The organism is Actinoplanes sp. NBRC 103695 (assembly GCF_030269485.1).
In the GTDB taxonomy this organism is placed as follows: Bacteria; Actinomycetota; Actinomycetes; order Mycobacteriales; family Micromonosporaceae; genus Actinoplanes.
Map to the genome: position 1 here is coordinate 313,714 of NZ_BSTL01000003.1, position 26,633 is coordinate 340,346.

The window sequence follows — 26,633 nt, forward strand, 5'->3', positions numbered from 1 at the left end:
AACGCCGAAGCGCGCCTGCTATCGTCCGAATCGGATCGTGGATAGCGCATTTCGCCGAAAGGTGTTTCCATGTCACGCGCGGAATTGTTAAAGCCCCTTCATGATTTGCTTCGCGCGAATGCGGAACGTTACGGCGACAAGATCGCGTACGTCGATGCGCGGCGTCAGGTGACGCATGCCGAGCTGCGGACGCGGACCGGACGGCTCGCCGGGCACCTGGCGGATATCGGCGCCGCCCGGGGCGATCGGGTCGCCATTCTGCTGGGCAACCGCGTCGAGACGATCGAGAGCTATCTGGCGATCGCCCGGGCCGCCGCGATCGCCGTACCGCTCAACCCGGAGGCGGCCGAGGCCGAGATCGCGCATTTCCTCTCCGACAGCGGCGCCGTGGTCGTCATCACCGACGCCGCCCATCTGGACAACGTGCGCCGGGTCGCCCCCGCGGTGGCCGTCGTCCTGGTCGGCGCCGAGCCACCGTCCCCCGACATCCGGTCCTTCGCCGACCTGGCCGCCGCCGAACCGGGCACCCCGGCCCGCGACGACCTGGGGCTCGACGAGGCCGCCTGGATGCTCTACACCTCCGGCACCACCGGCACCCCGAAAGGTGTCGTGTCCACCCAGGGCAGCGGGCTGTGGTCGGCGGCCCGGTGCGACGTGCCCGCGTGGGAGCTGACCGAGAACGACGTGCTGCTCTGGCCCGCGCCGCTGTTCCACAGCCTCGCCCTGCACCTGTGTCTCCTGGCCGCCACCGCCGTCGGGGCGACCGCGCGGATCCTGAGCACGTTCGTCGCCGAGGAGGTGCTCGACGAACTCGAGAAACATCCGTGCACCGTGCTGGTCGGCGTACCCACCATGTTCCGTTACCTGCTCGGAGCCGCCGGCGGATCCGGACGCCGCACCCCCGCCCTGCGCATGGGCCTGGTGGCCGGTTCCGTCGCGCAGGCCTCGCTCATCGAGGGCTTCGCAGAGGTCTTCGGGGTGCCGCTGCTCGACACCTACGGCTGCACCGAGACCACCGGCTCGCTCACCGTGAACGCGCTCAGCGGGCCGCGGGTTCCCGGCTCGTGCGGCGTCGCCGTCCCCGGTCTCACGCTGCGCTTCGTCGACCCGGTCACCGGCGCCGACGTGGCCGACGGCGACGAGGGCGAGCTGTGGGCGCGAGGACCCAGCCTGATGATCGGCTACCACGGGCAGCCGGAAGCCACCCGCGAGGTGCTCACGGACGGCTGGTACCGCACCGGCGACCTGGCCCGGCGCAGCGCAACCGGGCACGTCACCATCACCGGGCGGATCAAGGAACTGATCATCCGCGGTGGCGAGAACATCCACCCGCACGAGATCGAGAGCGTGGCGCTCGAGGTGCCCGGGGTGAAGGACGCGGCGGCCGCCGGCCGGATCCACCCCGTACTGGGTGAGGTCCCGGTCCTGTACATCGTGCCGGACGGCGACCTGGACACCGACGAGGTGTTCGCGGCATGCCGTGAGCGGCTGTCGTACTTCAAGGTCCCGGAGGAGCTCTACCGGGTCGACGCTGTGCCGCGCACCGCGTCCGGCAAGGTGCGGCGGACCCTCCTCACCGAGGCGCCGGCCGAGTTGCTGGCCGCGGCCAGCGGCACCGACGCCCTGCACCGGCTGGAGTGGACACCCCTCGACGCGCCGCGACCGGCCACCTTGGACGGTCAGGTGGTCGTCCGGGCCGCCTCCCTGCCGGCCGGCGGAACCGATCTGGCCGGCGCGGTCCACGACCTCGCACAGTCGTGGCTGACCAACAGGCGGCGTACCCGATCGGCGCTCGTCCTGGTGACCCGCATGGCCGTCGGCATCGGGCCGGCCGACCTCCCGGATCCGGCGCACGCGGCGGCCTGGGACGCGATCCGCCGGATGCAGGCCGAGCACCCCGGCGCCTTCGTCCTCATCGATCTCGACGGTACAGACCCGGGCGACGCCCCGCTGTCGGCTCTCGCCGAGCTCGGCGAGCCGTTGGTCGCGCTCCGCGACGGCAAGCCGCTCGTCCCCCGGCTGGCCCGGCCTGCCGCTCCCGGAGACGGCGCGCTCACCCTTCCCGGGGACGGCCCGTGGACGCTCGAACAGTCCCGTAGCGGCACCTTGCGAGACCTCGCCCTGGTGAGCTCCGACGTCGCCACCCGTGCTCTGGACCCCCATGAGGTACGGGTGGACGTCCGCGCCGCGGGCCTGAACTTCCGCGACGTCCTGATCGCGCTGGGAACGTACCCCGGCGGTGGCGTGATGGGCGGAGAAGCCGCCGGCGTGGTGCTCGAGGTCGGCTCCGGTGTGCCGGACCTGGCCCCCGGCGACCGGGTGTTCGGACTCGTCGCGGGCGCGTTCGGGCCGGTCGCCATCACCGATCACCGGCTGCTGGGCCCGATGCCCGGCGACTGGTCGTTCGCCACCGCGGCGTCCGTGCCGATCGTTTTCGCCACCGCGTACTACGGCCTGGTGGACCTCGCCGGACTCGGCCGGGGCGAATCGGTGCTGATCCACGCCGCCGCGGGCGGGGTGGGCATGGCGGCCACCCAGATCGCGCGGCACCTCGGCGCCGAGATCTACGCCACCGCGAGCATCGGCAAGCAGCATGTCCTGCGGCAGGCCGGTCTGCCCGACACCAGGATTGCCGACTCGCGCACCACCGCCTTCCGCGACGCCTTCACCGGAGAAGGCGGCATCGACGTCGTCCTCAACTCGCTCAGCGGCGACTTCGTCGATGCCTCGCTCGACGTGCTGGCCGACGGCGGCCGGTTTCTGGAGATGGGCAAGACCGACATCCGCAGCGACCTCGACGTCTCCTACCGCGCGTTCGATCTGCTGGACGCCGGCCCCGACCGGTTGCGGGAGATCCTGGCCGAACTGCTCGCGCTGTTCCGACGGGGCGACCTGCGGCCGCTGCCGCTGCTCGCCTGGGACATCCGGCAGGCACGCGAGGCGTTCAGCTGGATGAGCCGGGCCCGCCACATCGGCAAGATGGTCCTCACCGTTCCCCAGCGGATCGACCCCGGCGGGACCGTGCTGATCACGGGCGGTTCCGCCGCGGAGAAGCGGGTCGTGACCCGGCACCTGGCCGGCGACCTCGGCGTACGCCGGCTCCTGCTGTTGTCGCCCGGCACTCCCGACGAGACCTTGACCAGCGACCTGGCCGAGCAAGGCGCCGGGGCCGACACGGCGGTCTGCGACCTGACGGACCCGGCCGCGCTGGCGCGGGTGCTGGCCGAGGTGCCGCCGGAACGCCCGCTGACCGCGGTGCTCCACCTCGGCGGCCCGGCCGTCGCCGCCGAGAGCCGGCAGCTGCACCTGCTCACCGGACACCTCGACCTCGCCGCGTTCGTCGTCTTCGGCCAGAACGCACCCGCCTCCGCCGAGGCCCTCGCCCGGGGCCGCCGCGCCCAAGGCCTCCCCGCCACCACCATCGCCTGGGGACTGCCCGAAGCCGATCCGGTGACCGTCACCGGACACCTGCTGATCAGCGCGATGGCCGCCGCCGGCTCAGCGCACACCGTCACGCGGGTGAACACTGTCGGTCTGCGCGCCCTGGCGGCGGCCGGCGCGCTTCCGCCCATCCTCCGGAACCTGACCGGCGCGCCCGCCGAGGAACAACCGGACCGGGCCGGCCGGTCCGCGGCGATGCTCGACACGATCCGCGACGGCGTCACGGACGTGCTGGGACTGTCCAGCGCCGACCGCTTCGTCCCCGGCCGGACCTTCCGCGAGATGGGCGTCGATTCGCTCACCGCGGTGGAGTTGCGCAACAGCCTGGCCAAGGCGACCGGACTGCGACTGCCCGCCACCATGGTGTTCGACTATCCGACACCCGCCGCCCTGGCTGCCCGGCTGGATGAACTGCGCACCGGTCAGCTGCCGGCGCCGGCCCGCGGTCCGGCATCGGTGGTGGGTCAGGACGAGCCGCTGGCGATCGTGGGCATGGCGTGCCGGTTGCCGGGTGGGGTTTCCTCGCCGGAGGATCTGTGGCGGCTGGTCGAGTCGGGTACCGACGCGATCGCGCCGTTTCCCACCGATCGGGGCTGGGACGTCGAGGGTCTGTTCGATCCGGATCCGGATGCGGCTGGTAAGTCGTATTGCGTGCGGGGCGGTTTCCTCGACGGGGTGGCCGATTTCGACGCGTCGTTCTTCGGGATCAGCCCGCGCGAGGCCCTCGCGATGGATCCGCAGCAACGACTGATCCTGGAAGCGTCGTGGGAGGTGTTCGAACGGGCCGGCATCGAGCCGGGGTCCGTGCGCGGCAGCGACACCGGCGTGTTCATGGGTGCCTTCTCCGGCGGGTACGGCGCCGACGTGGAGGGGTTCGGCGCGACCGCGGGGGCCGGGAGCGTGCTGTCCGGCCGGGTGTCCTACTTCTTCGGCCTCGAAGGCCCCGCGATCACCGTCGACACCGCATGTTCGTCGTCCCTGGTCGCCCTGCACCAGGCCGGTTACTCCCTGCGCCAGGGCGAATGTTCGCTGGCTCTGGTGGGCGGGGTCACCGTGATGGCGAAACCACAGAGCTTCGTGGAGTTCTCGCGCCAGCGCGGTCTGGCCGCCGACGGCCGGTGCAAGGCCTTCGGCGACAACGCGGACGGTACGGGTTGGTCCGAAGGCCTCGGTGTGCTGCTCGTGGAGCGGCTCTCCGACGCCGAGCGCAACGGGCATCGGGTGCTGGCGGTCGTGCGTAGTTCGGCGGTCAACCAGGACGGGGCGTCCAACGGTCTGTCGGCGCCGAACGGTCCGTCCCAGCAGCGGGTGATCCGCCAGGCACTGGCCAACGCGCGATTGACGGCCGCCGACGTGGACGTGGTCGAGGCCCACGGCACCGGCACCACCCTGGGCGACCCGATCGAAGCCCAGGCGGTCATCGCCACCTACGGCCAGAACCGAGACCAGCCCCTGTTGCTCGGATCGCTGAAGTCGAACGTCGGCCACACCCAAGCCGCCGCCGGTGTCTCCGGTGTCATCAAAATGGTCATGGCGCTACAGCACGGGGTAGTGCCGCGAACCCTGCACGTCGATGAACCCTCACGGCACGTCGACTGGACGGCCGGCGCCGTACAACTGGTCACCGAGAACCAACCCTGGCCGGACACCGGCCGGGCCCGGCGAGCCGGTGTCTCCTCCTTCGGGGTCAGTGGCACCAACGCTCACGTCATCCTCGAAAGCTCGTCCACCCAGCCCCCAGCCACCCTCCCGGAGCCGGCACACGAACCCGCACCGCTGGTCATCTCCGCCAAAACACCAGCGGCGCTGGCCGACTATGAGGACCGGCTGCGCGCCTACCTGACCGCCCCCGGGATCGATGTGCCGGCGGTGGCCTTGACGTTGGCGGTGACACGGTCGCTGTTCGAGCACCGCGCCGTGCTGTTGGGCGATGACACGGTTACCGGCACCGCAATTGCGGATCCGCGGGTGGTGTTCGTGTTCCCCGGTCAGGGCTGGCAGTGGCTTGGTATGGGCGCGGCGTTGCGGGAGTCGTCGGTGGTGTTCGCCGAACGGATGACCGAGTGTGCGGCGGCGTTGAGCGAGTTCGTTGACTGGGACTTGTTTACTGTGCTGGACGATCCGGCGGTAGTGGATCGGGTTGATGTGGTGCAGCCGGCGTGCTGGGCGGTGATGGTGTCGCTGGCCGCGGTGTGGCAGGCCGCCGGTGTGCGCCCTGATGCGGTGGTTGGTCACTCTCAGGGTGAGATCGCCGCCGCGTGTGTGGCCGGTGCCGTCTCGCTGCGGGACGCGGCTCGGGTTGTGGCGTTGCGGAGTCGTTTGATCGGCCAGCGGTTGGCGGGTCAGGGGGCGATGGCGTCGGTGACGTTGCCCGCCGACCAGATCGTCCTCGCTGACGGGGTTTGGGTCGCCGCGGTCAACGGTCCTGCGTCGACGGTGATCGCGGGTAGTGCGGACGCGGTGGATCAGATGGTGGGGGACCGGGTCCGGAAGATTGCGGTGGATTACGCCTCGCACAGCCCGCAGGTGGAACAGATCCAGGCCGAGCTGCTCGACATCACCGCCGATATCGGCTCGCAGGCCCCGACTGTGCCATGGTTTTCCACCGTCGACGGAGTGTGGGTCGACGGGCCGCTCGATCGGGACTACTGGTATCGCAATCTGCGTCAGCCGGTCGGTTTCCACCCCGCCGTGGAAACCTTGCAGACACTCGGTGAGACCGTGTTCGTCGAGGTCAGCGCCAGCCCAGTACTGCTACCGGCGATGGACGATGCGGTCACGGTCGCCACCTTGCGTCGTGATGACGGGACCATCACCCGGGTGCACACCGCGCTGGCCGAAGCCCATGTGCTGGGCGTGAACGTCGACTGGCCGCACGTCATCGGCGACACCGGCCGGCGGACTTTCGATCTCCCGACGTATGCGTTTCAGCGTCAGCGGTACTGGGGCGATGCGACTCGGCCGGTGGGCGACGTGTCGGGCGCCGGTCTCGCCGCTGTCCAGCATCCGCTGCTGGGTGCGGTGGTCGCGGTGCCTGACACCGAGGGTGTGCTGCTGACCGGGCGGCTGTCGCCGGCCACCCAGCCGTGGCTGGCCGATCACGGGGTCCGCGGCAGTGTTCTGTTCCCCGGCACCGGATTCGTCGAGCTGGTCACCCGGGCCGCCGCCGAGGTAGGCCGTGACCTGGTCGACGAGTTGGTGATCCACACACCGCTGGCGCTGCCGGCCGCCGGTGACGTGCAACTGTCGGTGTCGGTCACCAGTGACGCGGTCACCGTCTTCTCCAGGGCGGACCACGCCGACAGCTGGACCCGGCACGTCACCGCCACGATCAGCGCCTCCCGGCCCGGTGCGGCCGGGGAGAGCCTGGGGATCTGGCCCCCGGTGCAGGCACAGCCGGTGGACGTGGCCGGCTTCTACGACCGGATGGCCGGGATCGGGTACGAGTACGGGCCCGCGTTCCAAGGTCTGCAAGCCGCGTGGCGTCACGGGGACACTGTGTACGCCGAGGTCGCCCTCGATGAGCGGGACGCACCCGAAGCGGCCCGATTCGGGGTGCATCCCGCGCTGCTGGACGCCGCCCTGCACACATGCATGCTGCACGCGGCCGACGGCGAGCCGCAGGAGGTGCGGCTCCCGTTCTCCTGGAACAGTGTCCAGGTCCACGCCACCGGGGCGTCGGCGCTGCGCGTTGCGGTGACCCCCGCGAGCGACGGCTGGAGCGTGCGAGTCGCCGACGACACCGGCCGGCCCGTCGCCACCATCGGGTCGCTGGTCACCCGACCGGCCGCCACCGAGTCCGACGATCTGCTCACCGTGACCTGGTCCGAGATCCCCGTCCCGGACGGCGCACCCACCGGCGACGTGGTGGTCTTCACCGCACACCCCGGCAACGACGATCCACCGACCGAAGCTCGTGCCCTGACCACCCGAACCCTGCACGCGATCCAAGCCGAGCTGGCCACCGACACCACGGTGATCGTGCACACCGGGACCGGGCCGGCCTCGGCGGCGGTGTCGGGGCTGGTCCGGTCGGCGCAGTCGGAACACCCGGGCCGGTTCGTTCTGGTGGAAAGCGACGAACCCCTCGACCCGGAGCGGCTGGCCGCGGCGGCCGGGCTGGACGAACCTCGGATACGGGTCGGCGGCGGCCGGTGGGAGGCGCCGAGGCTGACCCGGGCCACTGAGCCGTTGGCTGTTCCGGAGAGCGGCGGATGGCTGTTGCAGCATCCCGGCGCCGGCACCCTGCAGGATCTGGCCCTGGTGCCCACCGATGTCGCGGATCGGTCCCTGCGGCCGGGTGAAGTCCGTATCGCCGTCAGGGCAGCCGGCCTGAACTTCCGGGATGTCGTGGTGGCGCTCGGGATGGTTGACGACACCCGGCTTGCTGGTGGTGAGGCTGCCGGCGTTGTACTGGAGGTCGGGTCTGGTGTGCCGGGGTTGGTTCCGGGTGATCGGGTGTTCGGGTTGGTGGAGGGTGGTTTCGGGCCGGTCGCGGTTGCTGATCATCGGACTTTGGCCGTGATTCCGCAGGGTTGGTCGTTCGCGGCTGCGGCGTCGGTGCCGGTGGTGTTCGCTACCGCTTTTTACGGGTTGGTGGATCTTGCTGGCTTGAGCCAGGGTGAATCGGTGCTGATCCACGCCGCGACCGGTGGTGTGGGTATGGCCGCCATGCAGATCGCCCGGCATCTGGGTGCCGACATCTACGCCACCGCGAGCATCGGTAAGCAGCATATTTTGCGGCAGGCTGGTCTGCCGGATGCCAGGATCGCCGACTCGCGGACCACCGCCTTCCGCAGCTCCTTCAACGGTATCGATGTTGTTCTGAACTCCCTCAGCGGTGAGTTCATCGACGCATCCCTCGACGTGCTGGCACCGGGCGGCCGGTTCATCGAGATGGGCAAGACCGACATCCGCACCGGCCTGGACGTCTTCTACCGCGCCTTCGATCTTATGGACGCCGGGCCTGATCGGCTGCGGGAGATCATGGCCGAGCTGCTGGTCTTGTTCGAGCGTGGTGTGTTGCGGCCGTTGCCGGTGAAGGCGTGGGATATCCGTCAGGCCCGGGAAGCGTTCAGCTGGATGAGCCGGGCCCGCCACATCGGCAAGAATGTTCTCACCATTCCGCAGCGGCTGAACCCGGACGGCACGGTGTTGATCACCGGCGGCTCGGGAGTGTTGGCCGGTATTCTCGCCCGCCACCTGGTGGCCGAGCAGGGTGTGCGGCGTCTGCTGATGCTCTCCCGTAGCACCCCGGACGAATCACTGATCAACGAGCTCATCGACCTGGGCGCCCAGGTCGACACCGCCCTCTGCGACGTGTCCGACCGTGCGGGGCTGGAGCAGGCGTTGGCGGAGGTGCCGGCGCAGCATCCCCTGACCGCGGTCATCCACACCGCCGGAACACTCGACGACGGCGTCATCGAAGCACAAACACCCGAACGCCTCGACACCGTCCTCAAACCCAAAGCCGACGCCGCCTGGCACCTGCACCAACTCACCCAACACAACGACCTCGCCGCATTCATCCTCTACTCCTCCGCCGCCGGCACCCTCGGCGCCGCCGGCCAAAGCAACTACGCCGCCGCCAACGCCTTCCTCGACACCCTCGCCCAACAACGCCAAGCCGAGGGACTGCCTGCCCTCTCCCTGGCCTGGGGCCTCTGGCAAGACACCAGCGGCCTCACCGCCAAGCTCACCGACACCGACCACGACCGGATCCGCCGCAGCGGCCAACAGACGATCACCGCCGAACACGGGATGCGCCTCTACGACACCGCCACACACCACGGCCACCCGCTCCTGATCGCGGCCCCGATCAAGCCCGCACTCGGCACCGAGATCCCCGCCCTGCTGCGCGGACTCGCCACGGCGAAGCGCCCACGGACCCGGACCGCGGCAGCGAGGAGAGGGGCCTCCGCACTCCACGCGCGCCTCGACGGCCTCACCACTGCCGAAAAGCACAGTCTTCTGCTCGACATCGTTCTGGCGAACGCCGCCACCGTTCTGGGCCACCACACGGTGGACACCATCGCGGCCGACAAGCCATTCAAGGACCTCGGCGTAGATTCATTGACCGCTGTAGAACTGCGCAACGGCCTCGCGAAAGCCACCGGGCTGCGATTGCCGGCGACGTTGGTGTTCGACTATCCGACCCCGGACATGCTGGCCGCACGCCTGGCCGAATTGCTCACCGGAACTGGTTCCGCCCCGGTGCGCAAGGCCGTGCCGGTGGTGAGTCAGGATGAACCGCTGGCGATCGTCGGCATGGCGTGCCGGCTGCCCGGGGGTGTGTCTTCTCCGGAGGATCTGTGGCAGCTGGTCGAGTCGGGCACGGACGCGATCTCGGATTTCCCGACCGACCGTGGCTGGGCAGACGTGTCCGGAGCGCCGTACTCCCCGCAAGGCGGTTTCCTCGATGCCGCCGCCGATTTCGACGCCGCGTTCTTCGGGATCAGCCCCCGCGAGGCATTGGCGATGGATCCGCAGCAGCGGCTGGTGCTGGAAGCGTCCTGGGAAGCTCTCGAACGGGCAGGCATCGAGCCCGGAACCGTGCGTGGCAGTGACACGGGCGTGTTCATGGGCGCTTATCCCGGCGGGTACGGCATCGGCGCCGACCAGGCCGGATTCGGAACCACCGCGGGAGCCGGCAGCGTGCTGTCCGGCCGGGTCTCGTACCTCTTCGGGCTGGAGGGTCCGGCGGTCACCGTTGACACCGCGTGCTCGTCGTCGCTGGTCGCTCTGCATCAGGCCGGTCACGCGTTGCGGCAGGGGGAGTGCTCCCTGGCGCTGGTGGGCGGTGTCACGGTGATGGGGACACCTGACATCTTCGCTGAGTTCTCCCGCCAGGGCGGGCTGGCGTCCGATGGCCGGTGCAAGGCCTTCGGAGACAACGCTGACGGTACGGGATGGGGAGAGGGCGTCGGCATCCTCCTGGTCGAGCGCCTGTCCGACGCTCAACGCCGCGGTCACCGGGTGCTCGCCGTGGTGCGCGGTTCGGCGGTCAACCAGGATGGGGCGTCCAACGGCTTGACTGCCCCGAACGGTCCGTCGCAGCAGCGGGTGATCCAGGCCGCCCTGGCTCACGCCGGCCTGGCGCCGCACGAGGTCGATGTGGTCGAGGCCCACGGCACCGGCACCACCCTGGGCGACCCGATCGAGGCGCAGGCGGTGATCGCCACCTACGGGCAGGGTCGCGACGAGCCGCTGCTGCTCGGGTCGGTCAAGTCGAACGTCGGCCACACCCAAGCGGCCGTCGGTGTGGCCGGCGTGATCAAGATGGTCATGGCCCTGCGGCACGGCGTGGTGCCGCGCACCCTGCACGTGGACGAGCCGTCCCGGCACGTCGACTGGACGGCCGGCGCAGTGCGACTGGCCACGGAGAACCAGCTCTGGCCGGCAATCGATCGCCCGCGCCGCGGGGGTGTGTCGTCGTTCGGGATCAGCGGCACCAACGCCCACGTCATCCTCGAGGGCGTCGCCGAAGAACCGGCGCACCCCGAGGACCCTTCGCCGCTGACGCCGCTGGTGATCTCGGCCAAGACCCCGGCCGGGCTGGCCCAGCTCGAGGACCGTCTACGGGGCTACCTGAGCACCAAGCCGGAGACGAGTCTGGCGGCGGTGGCGTCGACGCTGGCCGAAACGAGGTCCTTGTTCGAGCACCGCGCTGTCCTGCTCGGCGACGACACCATCAAGGGAACGACTCAGCCAAACCCCCGCGTGGTGTTCGTGTTCTCCGGCCAAGGCTCCCAGCGCGCCGGCATGGGCGACGAGCTGGCGGTTGCGTTCCCGGTCTTCGCCAAGATCCGTCAGCAGGTGTGGGATCTGCTCGATGTCCCGGATCTCGATGTGAATGAGACAGGTTTTGCGCAGCCGGCTCTGTTTGCGTTGCAGGTTGCGTTGTTCGGCCTTTTCGAGTCGTGGGGGGTACGGCCGGATGCGTTGATCGGGCACAGCATCGGTGAGCTCGCGGCTGGTTACGTGGCGGGTATCTGGTCGTTGGAGGATGCCTGCACGCTGGTGTCGGCCCGTGCGAGGTTGATGCAAGCGCTGCCATCGGGCGGAGCCATGGTCGCTGTCCCCGTCTCCGAGCAGCAAGCCCAGGCGGTGCTGACTGATGGGGTGGAGATCGCCGCCGTCAACGGCCCATCCTCGGTAGTGCTCTCCGGCGACGAAGAGGCGGTGTTGCAGGCTGCGGCCGCGTTGGGCGGCCGATCGAAGCGCCTGGCCACCAGTCACGCCTTTCACTCGGCGCGGATGGAACCCATGCTCGACGAGTTCCAGGCGATCGCCGGACAACTCACCTACCGGACGCCCCGGATTCCGTTGGCAGTCGGGGACGGTCCTGACTACTGGGTGCGGCAGGTCCGCGAGACAGTGCGGTTCGGTGACCACGTCGCCGCCCATGACGGCGCAGTTTTTGTTGAGCTCGGGCCCGATCGCAGCCTTGCCCGGCTGATCGACGGCATCGCGACCCTCGACCGGGAGGACGAGCCGCGGGCGGCGCTCGCCGCTCTGGCCGAGCTGCATGTGCGCGGCGTGGACGTCGACTGGCCAGTGACGTCCGGGCGGCGGGTGCTCGATCTGCCGACGTACGCCTTCCAGCGTCAGCGGTACTGGACGACCGGCGCCTTCCGGCCGGGTGACATGTCCGGGTTGGGGCTGGCGGCGGCGCGGCATCCCATGCTCGGTGCGGCTGTCCCGCTGCCCGGCTCGGACGGTGACGGTGTGGTGCTGACCGGGCGGGTGTCGCTGGCCACGCATGCCTGGTTGGCAGATCACGCCGTACGGGGGAGTGTGCTGCTCCCTGGAACAGGATTTGTGGAACTGGTACTCCGGGCCGCCGCCGAGGTCGGCTGCGATGTCGTCGACGAGCTGGTGATCGAAAGCCCGCTTATCCTCCCGGAGGCCGGGAGTGTCCAGTTGTCGGTCTCCGTTGACGGCGCCGCGGTGACCGTGTTCTCCCGGACGGAAGACGCTGACGCCTGGACCCGGCATGTCACGGCCGCCATCAGCTCCTCCGGGCATTCCGTCACGCTGCCGGAGTTCGCGGTATGGCCGCCGGCCGAGCGCGTCGATGTGTCTGATCTCTACGACCGTCTGGCCGCCGTCGGCTACGAGTACGGTCCTGCGTTCCAGGGTTTGCAGGCGGCCTGGCGGGACGGGGACACCGTCTATGCCGAGGTGGCGCTTGCCGATGAGCAGGTGCGGGACGCGACGCAGTTCGCAGTTCATCCGGCCCTGCTGGACGCCGCCCTGCACGCCTGCATACTCGGCACCTCCGACACCGAGCCACCGGCCGTGCGGCTGCCGTTCTCCTGGAACGGTATCCAGGTTGCCGTCACCGGCGCGACCATGTTGCGCGTGGCGGTGACACCGGTGCGGGACGGCTGGAACGTTCGGGTCGCCGATGAGAACGGCCTTCCCGTGGCGACCATCGGCTCGCTGATCACCCGGCCGGTCAGCACCGAAGACCTCTTCACCGTGTCCTGGACCGAGATCGCTGTCCCTGAAGAGTCGCCGATCCCCGACGCGGCGGTGATCACCTGCCACCCTGACGGTGACGATGACCCGTTGGCGCAGACCCGCCGTCTGACCACTCTGACTTTGCAAGCCATCCACAACGCGCTGACCGCCGACCACACCCTGATCGTGCACACCGGAACCGGACTGGCCTCTGCTGCGGTATCAGGCCTGGTCCGCTCCGCGCAATCCGAGCACCCCGGCCGATTCGTCCTGGTGGAGAGCGACGGCTCGCTCGACTCGGAGCAACTGGCCGCGGCGGCGGGCCTGAATGAACCACGACTGCGGTACGTCGATGGCCGGTGGGAAGCGCCACGACTGCTCCGGGTCACCGGCGGGTCTTCTCAGACAGTCTGGGATCCCGAGGGCACAGTGTTGATCACCGGCGCCTCCGGTGGCCTCGCCGGCATCCTCGCCCGGCACCTGGTGGCGGAGCGTGGTGTGCGTCGTCTCCTGCTGCTGTCGCGCACCACACCAGCCGGTATCGAGGAGTTGACCGCGCTGGACGCCCACGTCGACGCCATCTCGTGCGATGTCTCGGACCGGGCCGCCCTGGCGCGGGCCCTCGCGCAGGTGTCACCGCAACACCCGCTGACCGCGGTGATCCACACCGCCGGGGTGGTGGACGACGGGGTCATCGAATCACAGACCCCGCAACGCCTCGACACTGTCCTGCGACCCAAGGCTGACGGCGCCTGGCATCTGCATGAGCTCACCCGCGACGACAACCTCGCCGCGTTCGTCGTGTACTCGTCCGCCGCCGGTGTGCTCGGGGCTCCGGGGCAGGGCAACTACGCGGCGGCCAACGCCTTCGTGGATGCCCTGGCCGAGCAGCGCCGCGCCGACGGCCTGCCCGGGCTGTCCCTGGCCTGGGGCATGTGGGAGGACAGCAGCGGTATGACCGCCCAGCTGACCGACGCGGCCCGGGATCGGATGCGCCGCAGCGGGCTGCGGGCCATCACCGCTGAGGAAGGCATGCGGCTGTTCGACATGGCTTCCAGTCGCCACGAGCCGCTCCTGCTGGCCGCGCCGACCGAGGTTCCGGCGTTGCTGCGACCGGTGCGCCGCCCCGTTGCCCGCCGCGCACCGGCTGTCGACGCCGGCCTGACGCCGGCCGAGCGGGAACAAGCCCTGCTCACGCTGGTCCGCGACACCGCCGCCGCGGTACTGGGCTACGGCGACGGCAACGCCGTACCCGTCACTGCCGCCTTCAAAGACCTCGGCGTCGACTCGCTGACCGCGGTGGAACTGCGCAACAGCCTGGCCGAACCCATCGGCCTGCGGCTGCCGGCGACGCTGGTGTTCGACTACCCGACCCCCGCCACGCTCGCCGCCCGGCTGGGTGAGCTGATCACCGGCAGCGCACCCGCCCCGGCCCGCCGGCCTACGGCGACCGTGGCCCAGGACGAGCCCCTGGCGATCGTGGGCATGGCCTGCCGGCTGCCCGGCGGCGTCGAATCCCCCGACGACCTGTGGCGGCTGGTCGAGTCCGGCACCGACGCCATCACCGGCTTCCCCACCGACCGGGGCTGGCCGGACGTCACCGGCACATCACACTCCCAGCACGGCGGCTTCCTGCACACCGCAGCCGACTTCGACGCCGCGTTCTTCGGCATCAGCCCCCGCGAAGCCCTCGCCATGGACCCACAGCAACGACTGATCCTCGAAGCATCATGGGAAGCCTTCGAACGAGCAGGCATCGACCCGGCCGACGCCCGCGGAACCGACACCGGCGTGTTCATGGGCGCCTTCTCCGCCGGCTACGACGCCGACCGCGACGATTCGCCGGCGACCGCCGGTGCGGTGAGCGTGCTCTCGGGCCGGATCTCCTACTTCTTCGGCCTCGAAGGCCCCGCGATGACAGTCGACACCGCATGCTCGTCGTCGCTGGTCGCGCTGCATCAGGCCGGCTACTCGCTGCGCCAGGGCGAGTGCTCGATGGCCCTGGTCGGCGGTGTCACGGTGATGGCCACACCGCGGACGTTCGTGGAGTTCTCCCGCCAGGGCGGCCTGGCGTCCGACGGCCGGTGCAAGGCCTTCGGCGACACCGCGGACGGTACGGGCTGGTCCGAAGGCGTCGGCGTCCTGGTTGTCGAGCGCCTCTCCGACGCCCGGGCCAAGGGCCACCGGGTGCTTGCCGTCGTACGCAGCTCGGCGGTCAACCAGGACGGCGCCTCCAACGGCCTGACCGCACCCAACGGTCCTTCCCAGCAGCGGGTGATCCAAGCCGCCCTGGCCAACGCCGGCCTGGCGCCGCATGAGGTCGATGCGGTCGAGGCTCACGGCACCGGCACCACCCTGGGCGACCCGATCGAGGCGCAGGCGGTGATCGCCGCGTACGGCCAGGACCGGGAGCGACCGCTGCTGCTCGGCTCGATCAAGTCCAATGTCGGCCACACCCAAGCCGCCGCCGGCGTGTCCGGCGTGATCAAGATGGTCATGGCCCTGCGGCACGGCGTGGTGCCGCGCACCCTGCACGTGGACGAGCCGTCCCGGCACGTCGACTGGACCGCGGGCGCCGTGCGACTGGTGACGGAGAACCAGTCATGGCCGGAGACGGGCCGTCCTCGCCGGGCCGCTGTCTCCTCCTTCGGGATCAGCGGCACCAACGCTCACGTCATCCTCGAGGGCGTACCCGAAGAGCCGGTGCACCCTGGGCAGCCCTCGGAACGGGTGCCGTTGGTGATCTCGGCCAAGTCCTCGTCCGCGCTGTCGCAGATCGAGGACCGGCTGCGCGCCTATCTGGCGGCCAGGCCGGAGGCGAGTCTCGGGGCGGTCGCATCAACCCTGGCGACGAGGTCGTTGTTCGAGCACCGCGCTGTACTGCTGGACGGCGATGTGGTCAGAGGCGTTGCCGAGCCGAACCCGCGGGTGGTGTTCGTGTTCTCCGGTCAGGGTTCGCAGCGTGCCGGTATGGGCGATGAGCTGGCGGCTGCGTTCCCGGTCTTCGCGAAGATCCGTCAGCAGGTGTGGGATCTGCTCGATGTCCCGGATCTGGATGTGAATGAGACGGGTTTTGCGCAGCCGGCTTTGTTTGCGTTGCAGGTTGCGTTGTTCGGTCTTCTCGAGTCGTGGGGGGTACGGCCGGATGCGTTGATCGGGCACAGCATTGGTGAGCTCGCGGCTGGTTACGTGGCGGGTATCTGGTCGTTGGAGGATGCCTGCACGTTGGTGTCGGCACGGGCGAGGTTGATGCAGGCGTTGCCGCTTGGTGGGGTGATGGTCGCTGTCCCGGTGTCTGAGCAGCAAGCCCAGGCGGTGCTGACTGATGGGGTGGAGATCGCCGCGGTCAACGGCCCGTCTTCGGTGGTGCTGTCCGGTGATGAGGCGGCGGTGTTGCGGGCGGCTGCCGCGTTGGGTGGCCGATCGAAGCGCCTGGCTACCAGTCACGCCTTTCATTCGGCGCGGATGGAACCGATGTTGGACGAGTTCCGGGCGGTCGCTGAGCAGCTCACTTATCGGGCGCCTCGGATTTCGATGGCCGTCGGGGATGGCCCTGAGTATTGGGTACGGCAGGTTCGTGAGACGGTGCGGTTCGGTGAGCAGGTGGCGGCCCACGATGGTGCGACGTTTGTTGAGTTGGGACCGGACGGCAGCCTTGCCCGGCTCATTGACGGCGTCGCGATGCTGGACCGTGAGGACGAACCACGGGCCGCGCTCGCCGCTCTGGCAGAACTGCACGTGCGCGGGGTGGACGTCGACTGGCCCCACGACGGGCAACTGCTGCAGGACCTGCCGACCTACGCGTTCCAGCGGGAGCGGTACTGGGCGACCGCTGCGGACCGGCCGGGCGATGTGTCGGGGTTGGGGCTGACGGTGGTGCGGCATCCGTTGCTGGGCGTGGCGACCGCGTTGCCGGGCTCGGGCGGTGATGGTGTGGTGTTGACCGGGCGGGTGTCGCTGGCCACGCATGGCTGGTTGGCGGATCATGCGGTGCGGGGCAGTGTGTTGTTGCCTGGTACCGGGTTTGTGGAGCTGGTGCTGCGGGCGGCTGCCGAGGTCGGTTGTGATGTTGTGGATGAGCTGGTGATCGAGAGCCCGCTGGTGCTCCCGGAGGCTGGGAGTGTCCAGTTGTCGGTGTCGGTCAGCGGTGACACCGTCACCGTCTTCTCCCGGGCGTCCGACGCCTGGACCCGGCACGTAACGGCCACGATCAGTACCTCCGAGCGCACCGTCACCGCGCCGGACTTCACCGTGTGGCCACCGGCCGGAAGTGTGGACGTGGCGGGCCTCTATGACCGGCTCGCGGCCGTCGGCTACGAGTACGGGCCCGCCTTCCAGGGCTTGCAGGCGGCCTGGCGGGACGGGGACACCGTCTACGCCGAGGTGGGTCTCGCCGACGAGCAGGTGCGGGACGCGACACAGTTCGCGATTCATCCCGCCCTGCTCGACGCCGCCCTGCACGCCTGCCTGCTCCACACCGGCGACAGCCCGCCGGAGGTCCGGCTCCCGTTCTCCTGGAACGGGATCCACGTCCACCACGCCGGCTCGACCACCCTGCGCGTCGCCGTGAAACCGGTGGAGGACGGCTGGAGCATTCAGGCCGCTGACGACACGGGACGGCTCGTCGCCACCGTCGACTCACTGATCACCCGACCGGTCACCACCGACACCGATGACCTGTATGTCGTCACGTGGACCGAGGTTCCCGTCCCGGACGACTCGGCCACCGCCGACGTTGCGGTCCTCACGGCCCACCCCGACAACATCGACCCGCTGACCGAAACTCGAGTGCTGACCACCCGAACCCTCCAAGCTATCCAAGCCGAGCTCGCCACCGACAACACCCTGATCGTGCACACCGGGACCGGACCCGCCTCCGCCGCGGTGTCAGGCCTGGTCCGCTCCGCCCAATCAGAACACCCAGGCCGGTTCATCCTGGTGGAAAGCGACGACCCCCTGGACCCGGCACAGCTGAACGTGGCCGCGGGCCTGGACGAGCCGCGACTACGGGTCACCGACGGCCGCTGGGAAGCACCACGCCTCACCCGCGCACACCCCGGCCCGCTGACCATCCCCGACACCGAGACCTGGCAGCTGCAACTACCCCGGAGCGGCACGCTGCAAGACCTCGCCCTCATCGAGGTCCCGCAGCGGCCCCTGCAAACGGGCGAAGTCCGCATCGCCGTTCGCGCCGCCGGCCTCAACTTCCGCGACGTCCTCATCACCCTGGGCAAGTATCCGGGCGGGGGAGCGATCGGCAGCGAAGCCGCCGGTGTGGTCCTCGAGACCGGCCCCGGGGTAGACGACCTCGTCCCCGGCGACCGTGTCTTCGGCCTCGTCGAAGACGGGTTCGCCCCGACCGCCGTCACCCAGCGCCGTCTGCTGGGCGCGATGCCCGGCCACTGGTCGTTCACCACGGCGGCCTCCGTCCCCATCGTGTTCGCCACCGCCTACTACGGGCTGGTCGACCTCGCCGGCCTCAGCGAGGGTGAATCGGTGCTGATCCACGCCGCGACCGGTGGTGTGGGTATGGCCGCCATGCAGATCGCCCGGCATTTGGGTGCGGATATCTACGCGACCGCGAGTATCGGTAAGCAGCATCTTCTGCGTGCGGCTGGGGTGGACGAGACGCGGATTGCCGACTCGCGCACCACCGCCTTCCGAGACACCTTCAGTGGTATCGATGTTGTTCTGAACTCGCTCAGTGGTGAGTTTGTGGATGCTTCGCTTGACGTGCTGGCACCGGGTGGCCGGTTCATCGAGATGGGTAAGACGGACGTCCGTAGTGGTCTGGATGTCTTCTATCGTGCGTTCGATCTTATGGATGCCGGGCCTGATCGGTTGCGGGAGATCATGGCCGAGCTGCTCGACCTGTTCGGGCGTGGTGTGTTGCAGCCGCTACCCGTGAAGGCGTGGGACATCCGCCAAGCCCGCGAAGCGTTCAGCTGGATGAGCCGGGCCCGCCACATCGGCAAGAATGTTCTCACCATCCCACAGCAACTCGACCCGGACGGCACGGTGTTGATTACCGGCGGCTCAGGAGTCCTGGCCGGCATCCTCGCCCGCCACCTGGTGGCCGACCAGGGCGTAAGGCATCTGCTGCTGCTGTCACGGCGTACCCCAGACAAGGGATTGATCGAAAACCTTGCCGGGCTGGGCGCCCACGTCGACACCATCACCTGCGACGTGTCCGACCGCGCGGCGCTGGAGCAGGCACTGACCCAGGTGCCACCAGAACACCCCCTCACCGCGATCATCCACACCGCCGGAACACTCGACGACGGCGTCATCGACACACAAACACCCGAACGCCTCGACACCGTCCTCAAACCCAAAGCCGACGCCGCCTGGCACCTCCACCAACTCACCCAACACAACGACCTCGCCGCATTCATCCTCTACTCCTCCGCCGCCGGCGTCCTCGGCGCCGCCGGCCAAAGCAACTACGCCGCCGCCAACGCCTTCCTCGACACCCTCGCCCAACAACGCCAAGCCGAGGGACTGCCTGCCCTCTCCCTCGCCTGGGGACTGTGGGAGGACACCAGCGGCCTCACCGCCAAGCTGACCGACACCGACCACGAACGCATCCGCCGCAGCGGCCAGCAGACGATCACCGCCGAACACGGGATGCGTCTCTACGACGACGCCTCGCGTCTTGGCGAAGCAGTGGTGGTCGCCGCCCCGATGAACCCGGCACCGGCGGGCGAGGTTCCGGCGTTGATGCGCTCGCTGCATCGCCCGGTCGCGCGACGAACCGCCGCCGACCCGATGCGGGGCCTGGCCGCTCTGCCGCTCGCAGAGCGCGAACAGGCGCTGCTGGCGGTGGTGAGCGACAACGCCGCGGTGGTGCTGGGGTACGCCGAGGGGCGCGACGTGACGCAGACCGCCGCGTTCAAGGACCTGGGCGTGGACTCGTTGACCGCGGTGGAGCTGCGGAACACCCTCGCGAAGGCGACCGGGCTGAGACTGCCGGCCACGATCGTGTTCGACTATCCGACCCCGGGCACGCTCGCCACCCGGCTGGGCGAGCTGCTCGCACCGGCGGAACCGGAACCCGTGCCCGAGGAGCAGGAGCTGCGGCGGGTGCTCGCGGGCGTGCCGATGGCCCGGTTCCGCGAGGCGGGCGTGCTGGACACGCTGCTGCGACTGGCCGGCGTGACCGATCCGGCCGAGCCAGGACCCGACGACGACGCCGCCGTCGATGCGATGGACACCGACGCTCTCATCAAGCACGTGCTGGAAGGGGAACGATGAGCGACGACCAGATCGTCGACGCGTTGCGGATGTCGATCAAGGAGAACACCCGGCTCCGCAAGGCCAACGCCACCCTGCAGGCCGCCCTGGACGAGCCGCTGGCGATCGTGGGCATGGCGTGCCGGCTGCCCGGAGGCGTTTCCTCTCCGGAGGATCTGTGGCGGCTGGTCGAGTCGGGCACGGATGCGACCTCCGGCTTCCCGGCCGACCGTGGCTGGGCTGATTCTTCGATGCGGGGCGGGTTTCTCGATGCCGCCGCCGATTTCGACGCCGCGTTCTTCGGGATCAGCCCGCGTGAGGCCCTCGCCATGGATCCGCAGCAGCGGCTGGTGCTGGAAGCGTCCTGGGAAGCCTTCGAACGGGCCGGCATCGAGCCAGGATCGGTGCGTGGCAGCGACACCGGGGTGTTCATGGGCGCGTTCTCCGGAGGGTACGGTGTCGGCGCCGACCTGGGAGGTTTCGGCGTCACCGCGGGCGCGGTCAGCGTGCTCTCGGGCCGGGTCTCCTACCTCTTCGGCCTGGAAGGTCCCGCGGTCACCGTCGACACCGCATGCTCGTCGTCGCTGGTCGCCCTGCATCAGGCCGGGCATGCGTTGCGGCAGGGGGAGTGCTCCCTGGCGCTGGTGGGCGGTGTCACGGTGATGTCCACGCCGGACATCTTCGTGGAGTTCTCCCGCCAGGGCGGGCTGGCGTCCGACGGCCGGTGCAAGGCGTTCGCGGACACCGCCGACGGTACGAGCTGGTCCGAAGGCGTCGGTGTGCTCGTGGTCGAGCGCCTCTCCGACGCCCGCGCAAAAGGCCACCAGGTGCTCGCGCTCGTACGAGGGTCGGCGGTCAACCAGGACGGGGCCTCCAACGGCTTGACCGCACCCAACGGGCCGTCGCAGCAGCGGGTGATCCAGGCCGCCCTGGCCAGCGCCGGTCTGACCACCGCCGAGGTGGACGTCGTGGAGGCGCACGGCACCGGTACCCGGCTCGGCGACCCGATCGAGGCCCAGGCCGTGATCGCCACCTATGGCCGCGACCGTGAACGGCCGGTGTTGCTGGGATCGCTGAAATCGAACGTGGGCCACACCCAGGCGGCCTCCGGCGTGTCGGGCGTGATCAAGATGGTCATGGCTTTGCGGCACGGCGTCGTGCCGCGCACCCTGCATGTGGAAGAGCCTTCCCGGCACGTCGACTGGACCGCGGGCGCCGTGCACCTGGTGACGGAGAACCAGCTCTGGCCGGACACGGGACGGCCGCGCCGCGCGGCTGTGTCGTCATTCGGGGTGAGCGGTACCAATGCCCACGTCATCGTGGAGGGCGTACCCGAAGAGCCGGCGCACCCCGAGGATTCTTCGGAGCTGGCGCCGCTGGTGATCTCGGCCAAGACGCCGGCCGCGCTGTCGCAGATCGAGGACCGGCTGCGCGCCTATCTGGCGGCCAGGCCGGAGGCGAGTCTGGCGGCGGTGGCGTCGACGCTGGCCGAAACGAGATCGTTGTTCGAGCACCGCGCGGTCCTGCTGGGCGGCGACGTGGTCAGAGGCGTTGCCGAGCCCAACCCGCGAGTGGTGTTCGTGTTCTCCGGCCAAGGCTCTCAGCGTGCCGGTATGGGCGATGAGCTGGCGGCTGCGTTCCCGGTTTTCGCGAAGATCCGTCAGCAGGTGTCGGATCTACTCGATGTTCCGGATCTGCCAGTGGACGACACTGGTCATGCGCAGCCGGCTTTGTTTGCGTTGCAGGTTGCGTTGTTCGGTCTTCTTGAATCTTGGGGGGTACGGCCGGATGCGTTGATCGGGCACAGCATTGGTGAGCTCGCGGCTGGTTATGTGTCTGGGATCTGGTCGTTGGAGGATGCCTGCACGTTGGTGTCGGCCCGTGCGAGGTTGATGCAGGCGCTGCCATCGGGTGGGGTGATGGTCGCTGTCCCGGTGTCTGAGCAGCAGGCCAGGTCGGTGCTGACTGATGGGGTGGAGATCGCCGCGGTCAACGGGCCGTCTTCGGTGGTGCTCTCGGGTGATGAGGCGGCGGTGTTGCGGGCGGCGGCCGCGTTGGGTGGCCGATCGAAGCGCCTGGCCACCAGTCACGCCTTTCACTCGGCGCGGATGGAACCCATGCTCGACGAGTTCCGGGCGGTCGCTGAGCAGCTCACCTATCAGACGCCCCGGATTCCGTTGGCCGTCGGGGACGGTCCTGAGTATTGGGTGCGGCAGGTTCGTGAGACGGTGCGGTTCGGTGACCAGGTCGCCGCCCATGACGGTGCGGTTTTTGTTGAGCTAGGCCCCGAAGGGACCTTGGCGGGGTTGATCGACGGTGTCGCGATGTTGGACCGTGAGGATGAGGCGCGGGCCGCGCTCACCGCCTTGGCGGAACTGCATGTGCGGGGTGTGAAGGTTGACTGGCCGTTAGCGTCCGGGCGGCGGGCACTGGACCTGCCGACCTACGCGTTCCAGCGGGAGCGGTATTGGGCGGAGGCGGCCCGGTCGCCCGGGGACGTGTCCGGGTTGGGGCTGACGGTGGTGCGGCATCCGTTGCTGGGCGTGGCGACCGCGTTGCCGGGCTCGGGCGGTGATGGTGTGGTGTTGACCGGGCGGGTGTCGCTGGCCACGCATGGCTGGTTGGCGGATCATGCGGTGCGGGGCAGTGTGTTGTTGCCTGGTACCGGGTTTGTGGAGCTGGTGCTGCGGGCGGCTGCCGAGGTCGGTTGTGATGTTGTGGATGAGCTGGTGATCGAGAGCCCGCTGGTGCTCCCGGAGGCCGGGAGTGTCCAGTTGTCGGTCTCCGTTGACGGCGCCGCGGTGACCGTCTTCTCCCGGACGGAAGACGCCTGGACCCGGCATGCCACGGCCACGATCAGTACCTCCCAGCGCCCGGCCACGCCGTCGGAATTCCCTGTGTGGCCACCGGCTGAGCGCGTCGATGTCTCCGATCTCTACGACCGCCTGGCCGCCATCGGGTACGAGTACGGGCCCGCGTTCCAGGGTTTGCGGGCGGCGTGGCGCGAGGGGGACACCGTCTACGCCGAGGTGGTCCTCGACGAGCGGCAGGCGCCGGACGCGGAACGGTTCGTGCTGCATCCCGCGCTACTGGACGCTGCCTTGCACGCCTGCATGCTGCATGTTCCGGAGGCGCGGCAGGAGCTGCGGCTGCCGTTCTCGTGGAACGGCGTCCACGTTCACACCGCCGGCCCGACCATGCTGCGCGTGGCGGTGACACCGGTGCAGGACGGCTGGAACGTCCGGGTCGCCGATGAGAACGGCCTTCCCGTGGCGACCATCGGCTCGCTGATCACCCGGCCGGTCAGCACCGAAGACCTCTTCACCGTGTCCTGGACCGAGATCGCTGTCCCTGAAGAGTCGCCGATCCCCGACGCGGCGGTGATCACCTGCCACCCTGACGGTGACGATGACCCGTTGGCGCAGACCCGCCGTCTGACCACTCTGACTTTGCAAGCCATCCACAACGCGCTGACCGCCGACCACACCCTGATCGTGCACACCGGAACCGGACTGTCCTCCGCCGCCGTATCAGGTCTGGTCCGTTCCGCGCAGTCGGAGCATCCCGGCCGATTTGTCCTGGTGGAAAGCGATGAGCATGTAGACCCGGAGCAGTTGGCTGCGACCGTCGGCTTGGACGAACCACGGCTGCGGTACCTCAACGGCCGGTGGGAAGTACCGCGGCTGATCCGGGTCACCGCCGGGCCTTCACAGACAGCCGCCTGGGATCCCGATGGCACGGTGGTGATCACCGGCGCTTCCGGCGGACTCGCCGGCATCCTCGCCCGGCACCTGGTGGCGGAGCGTGGGGTGCGTCGTCTCCTGCTGCTGTCGCGCACCGCCCCGGCCGGTATCGAGGAGCTGGACGCCCACGTCGACGCCATCTGCTGCGACGTCTCGGACCGGGCCGCCCTGGTGCAGGCCCTCGCGCAGGTGTCACCGCGACACCCGCTGACCGCGGTGATCCACACCGCTGGGGTGGTGGACGACGGGGTCATCGAATCACAGACCCCGCAACGCCTCGACACCGTTCTGCGACCCAAGGCTGACGGCGCCTGGCACCTGCATGAGCTCACCGCGGGCAGCAACCTCGCCGCATTCATCATGTACTCCTCCGCCGCCGCAGTACTCGGCTCCCCAGGCCAAGGCAACTACGCGGCGGCCAACGCCTTCCTCGACGCCCTCGCCGAACACCGCCACGCCGACGGCCTGCCCGCACTGTCCCTGGCCTGGGGCACGTGGGAAGACACCAAGGGGCTGACCGCCCAGCTCACCGACACGTGGCGAGAACGGCTGCGGCGCAGCGGCCTGAAGGCCATCACCGCCGAACACGGCATGCACCTGTTCGACACCGCTTCCGGCCACGACCAGCCACTCCTGGTCGCCGCGCCGATGAACCCGACGCCCGACGCCGAAGTTCCCGCGTTGCTGCGATCGATACACCGCCCCGTCGCCCGCCGCGCCCCGGCTGTCGACCCCGGCCTGACACCCGCCGAACGCGAACAAGCCCTGCTCAAGACCGTCCGCGACAGCGCGGCCCTGGTACTGGGCTACCCCGACGCCATCCCCGCCACAGGCTCATTCAAAGACCTCGGCATCGACTCACTGACCGCAGTCGAACTACGCAACAACCTCGCCAAAACCACCGGCCTACGGCTACCCGCAACCCTGGTCTTCGACTACCCGACCCCCGCCACCCTCGCCACCCGGCTGAGCGAACTACTCACCGGCAGCACACCCACCCCAGCACGCCGACCCGCGACGACCGTGACCCACGACGAACCCTTGGCCATCGTCGGCATGGCCTGCCGACTGCCCGGCGGCGTCTCCACCCCGGAAGACCTGTGGCGGCTGGTCGAGTCCGGCACCGACGCGATCGCGCCGTTTCCCACCGATCGGGGCTGGGACGTCGAGGGTCTGTTCGATCCGGATCCGGATGCGGCCGGTAAGTCGTACTGCGTGCGGGGCGGTTTCCTCGATGCGGTGGCCGATTTCGACGCGTCGTTCTTCGGGATCAGCCCGCGCGAGGCCCTCGCGATGGATCCGCAGCAGCGGCTGATCCTCGAAGCATCATGGGAAGCCTTCGAACGAGCCGGCATCAACCCGGCCGACGCCCGCGGAACCGACACCGGCGTGTTCATGGGCGCGTTCACCAGTGGCTACGGCGCCGACCTCGAGGGCTTCGGCGGGACCGCGGGCGCGATGAGTGTCCTGTCCGGCCGGGTGTCGTACTTCTTCGGTCTGGAAGGCCCCGCGGTGACAGTCGATACGGCGTGTTCGTCGTCGCTGTTCGCGTTGCACCAGGCCGGTTATGCCCTGCGCCAGGGCGAATGCTCGATGGCCCTGGTCGGCGGGGTCACCGTGATGGCCACACCGCGGACCTTCGTGGAGTTCTCGCGCCAGCGCGGTCTGGCCGCTGACGGCCGGTGCAAGGCCTTCGGCGACACCGCGGACGGTACGGGTTGGTCCGAAGGCGTTGGCGTGCTCCTCGTCGAGCGGCTGTCGGACGCCCAAGCGAAAGGCCACCGGGTCCTGGCTGTCGTGCGCGGCTCGGCGGTCAACCAGGACGGGGCGTCCAACGGCCTGACCGCCCCCAACGGGCCCTCCCAGCAACGCGTCATCCAGGCCGCACTCCACAACGCCCACCTGACCCCAGCCGACGTGGACGTGGTCGAGGCCCACGGCACGGGTACGACCCTGGGCGACCCGATCGAGGCTCAGGCGGTGATCGCCACCTACGGCCAGGACCGAGACCAACCCCTGTTGCTCGGGTCGCTGAAGTCGAACGTCGGCCACACCCAGGCGGCTGCCGGGGTCTCCGGTGTCATCAAGATGGTGATGGCCTTGCAGCACGGGGTGGTGCCGCGAACGCTGCATGTGGATGAGCCGTCACGGCACGTCGACTGGACGGCCGGCGCCGTTCAGCTGATCACCGAGAATCAGGGGTGGCCGGACACTGGCCGCCCGCGCCGGGCGGGCGTGTCCGCGTTCGGGGTCAGTGGCACCAACGCCCACGTCATCCTCGAAGGCCCACCCACTCAGCCCCCAGCCACCGCCCCGCAGGAGCCGGCGCCGTTGGTCATCTCCGCGAAGACACCGGCGGCGTTGGCCGACTACGAGGGCCGCCTGCGTGCTTACCTGGCCGCCACACCGGGCACCGACGCGCGGGCGCTGGTGGTGACACGGTCGTTGTTCGAGCACCGCGCCGTGCTGCTGGGCGACGACACGGTTACCGGCACCGCAATTGCGGATCTGCGGGTGGTGTTTGTGTTCCCGGGTCAGGGCTGGCAGTGGCTTGGTATGGGCGCCGCATTGCGGGGGTCGTCGGTGGTGTTCGCCGAACGGATGGCCGAGTGTGCGGCGGCGTTGAGTGAGTTCGTCGACTGGGACCTGTTTACTGTGCTGAACGATCCGGCGGTGGTGGATCGGGTTGATGTGGTGCAGCCAGCCTGCTGGGCGGTGATGGTGTCGCTGGCTGCGGTGTGGCAGGCCGCT

The 26,633-nt window shown here is 69.6% G+C and carries 2 protein-coding genes (1 of these 2 running past the window's edge); both read left to right on the forward strand.

The window, feature by feature from the left end:
• Window positions 1-69: 69 nt before the first annotated feature.
• On the forward strand, window positions 70-20,160 hold the full coding sequence (locus QSK31_RS06180; protein ID WP_285681843.1) for a type I polyketide synthase: 20,091 nt from the start codon (window positions 70-72) through the stop codon (window positions 20,158-20,160).
• A protein-coding gene (locus tag QSK31_RS06185) for an SDR family NAD(P)-dependent oxidoreductase (RefSeq protein WP_502872910.1) crosses the window boundary here: on the forward strand, window positions 20,157-26,633 show its 5' portion. It continues 3,285 nt past the right edge of the window; only the first 6,477 of its 9,762 coding nucleotides appear in the window; the start codon lies at window positions 20,157-20,159; the stop codon falls past the right edge of the window. The genes QSK31_RS06180 and QSK31_RS06185 overlap by 4 nt, the downstream gene beginning before the upstream one ends.

Coding starts and splice junctions, on each gene's coding strand:
- QSK31_RS06180 (WP_285681843.1), top strand. CDS start 70: ATGTCACGCGCGGAATTGTTAAAGCCCCTTCATGATTTGCTTCGCGCG.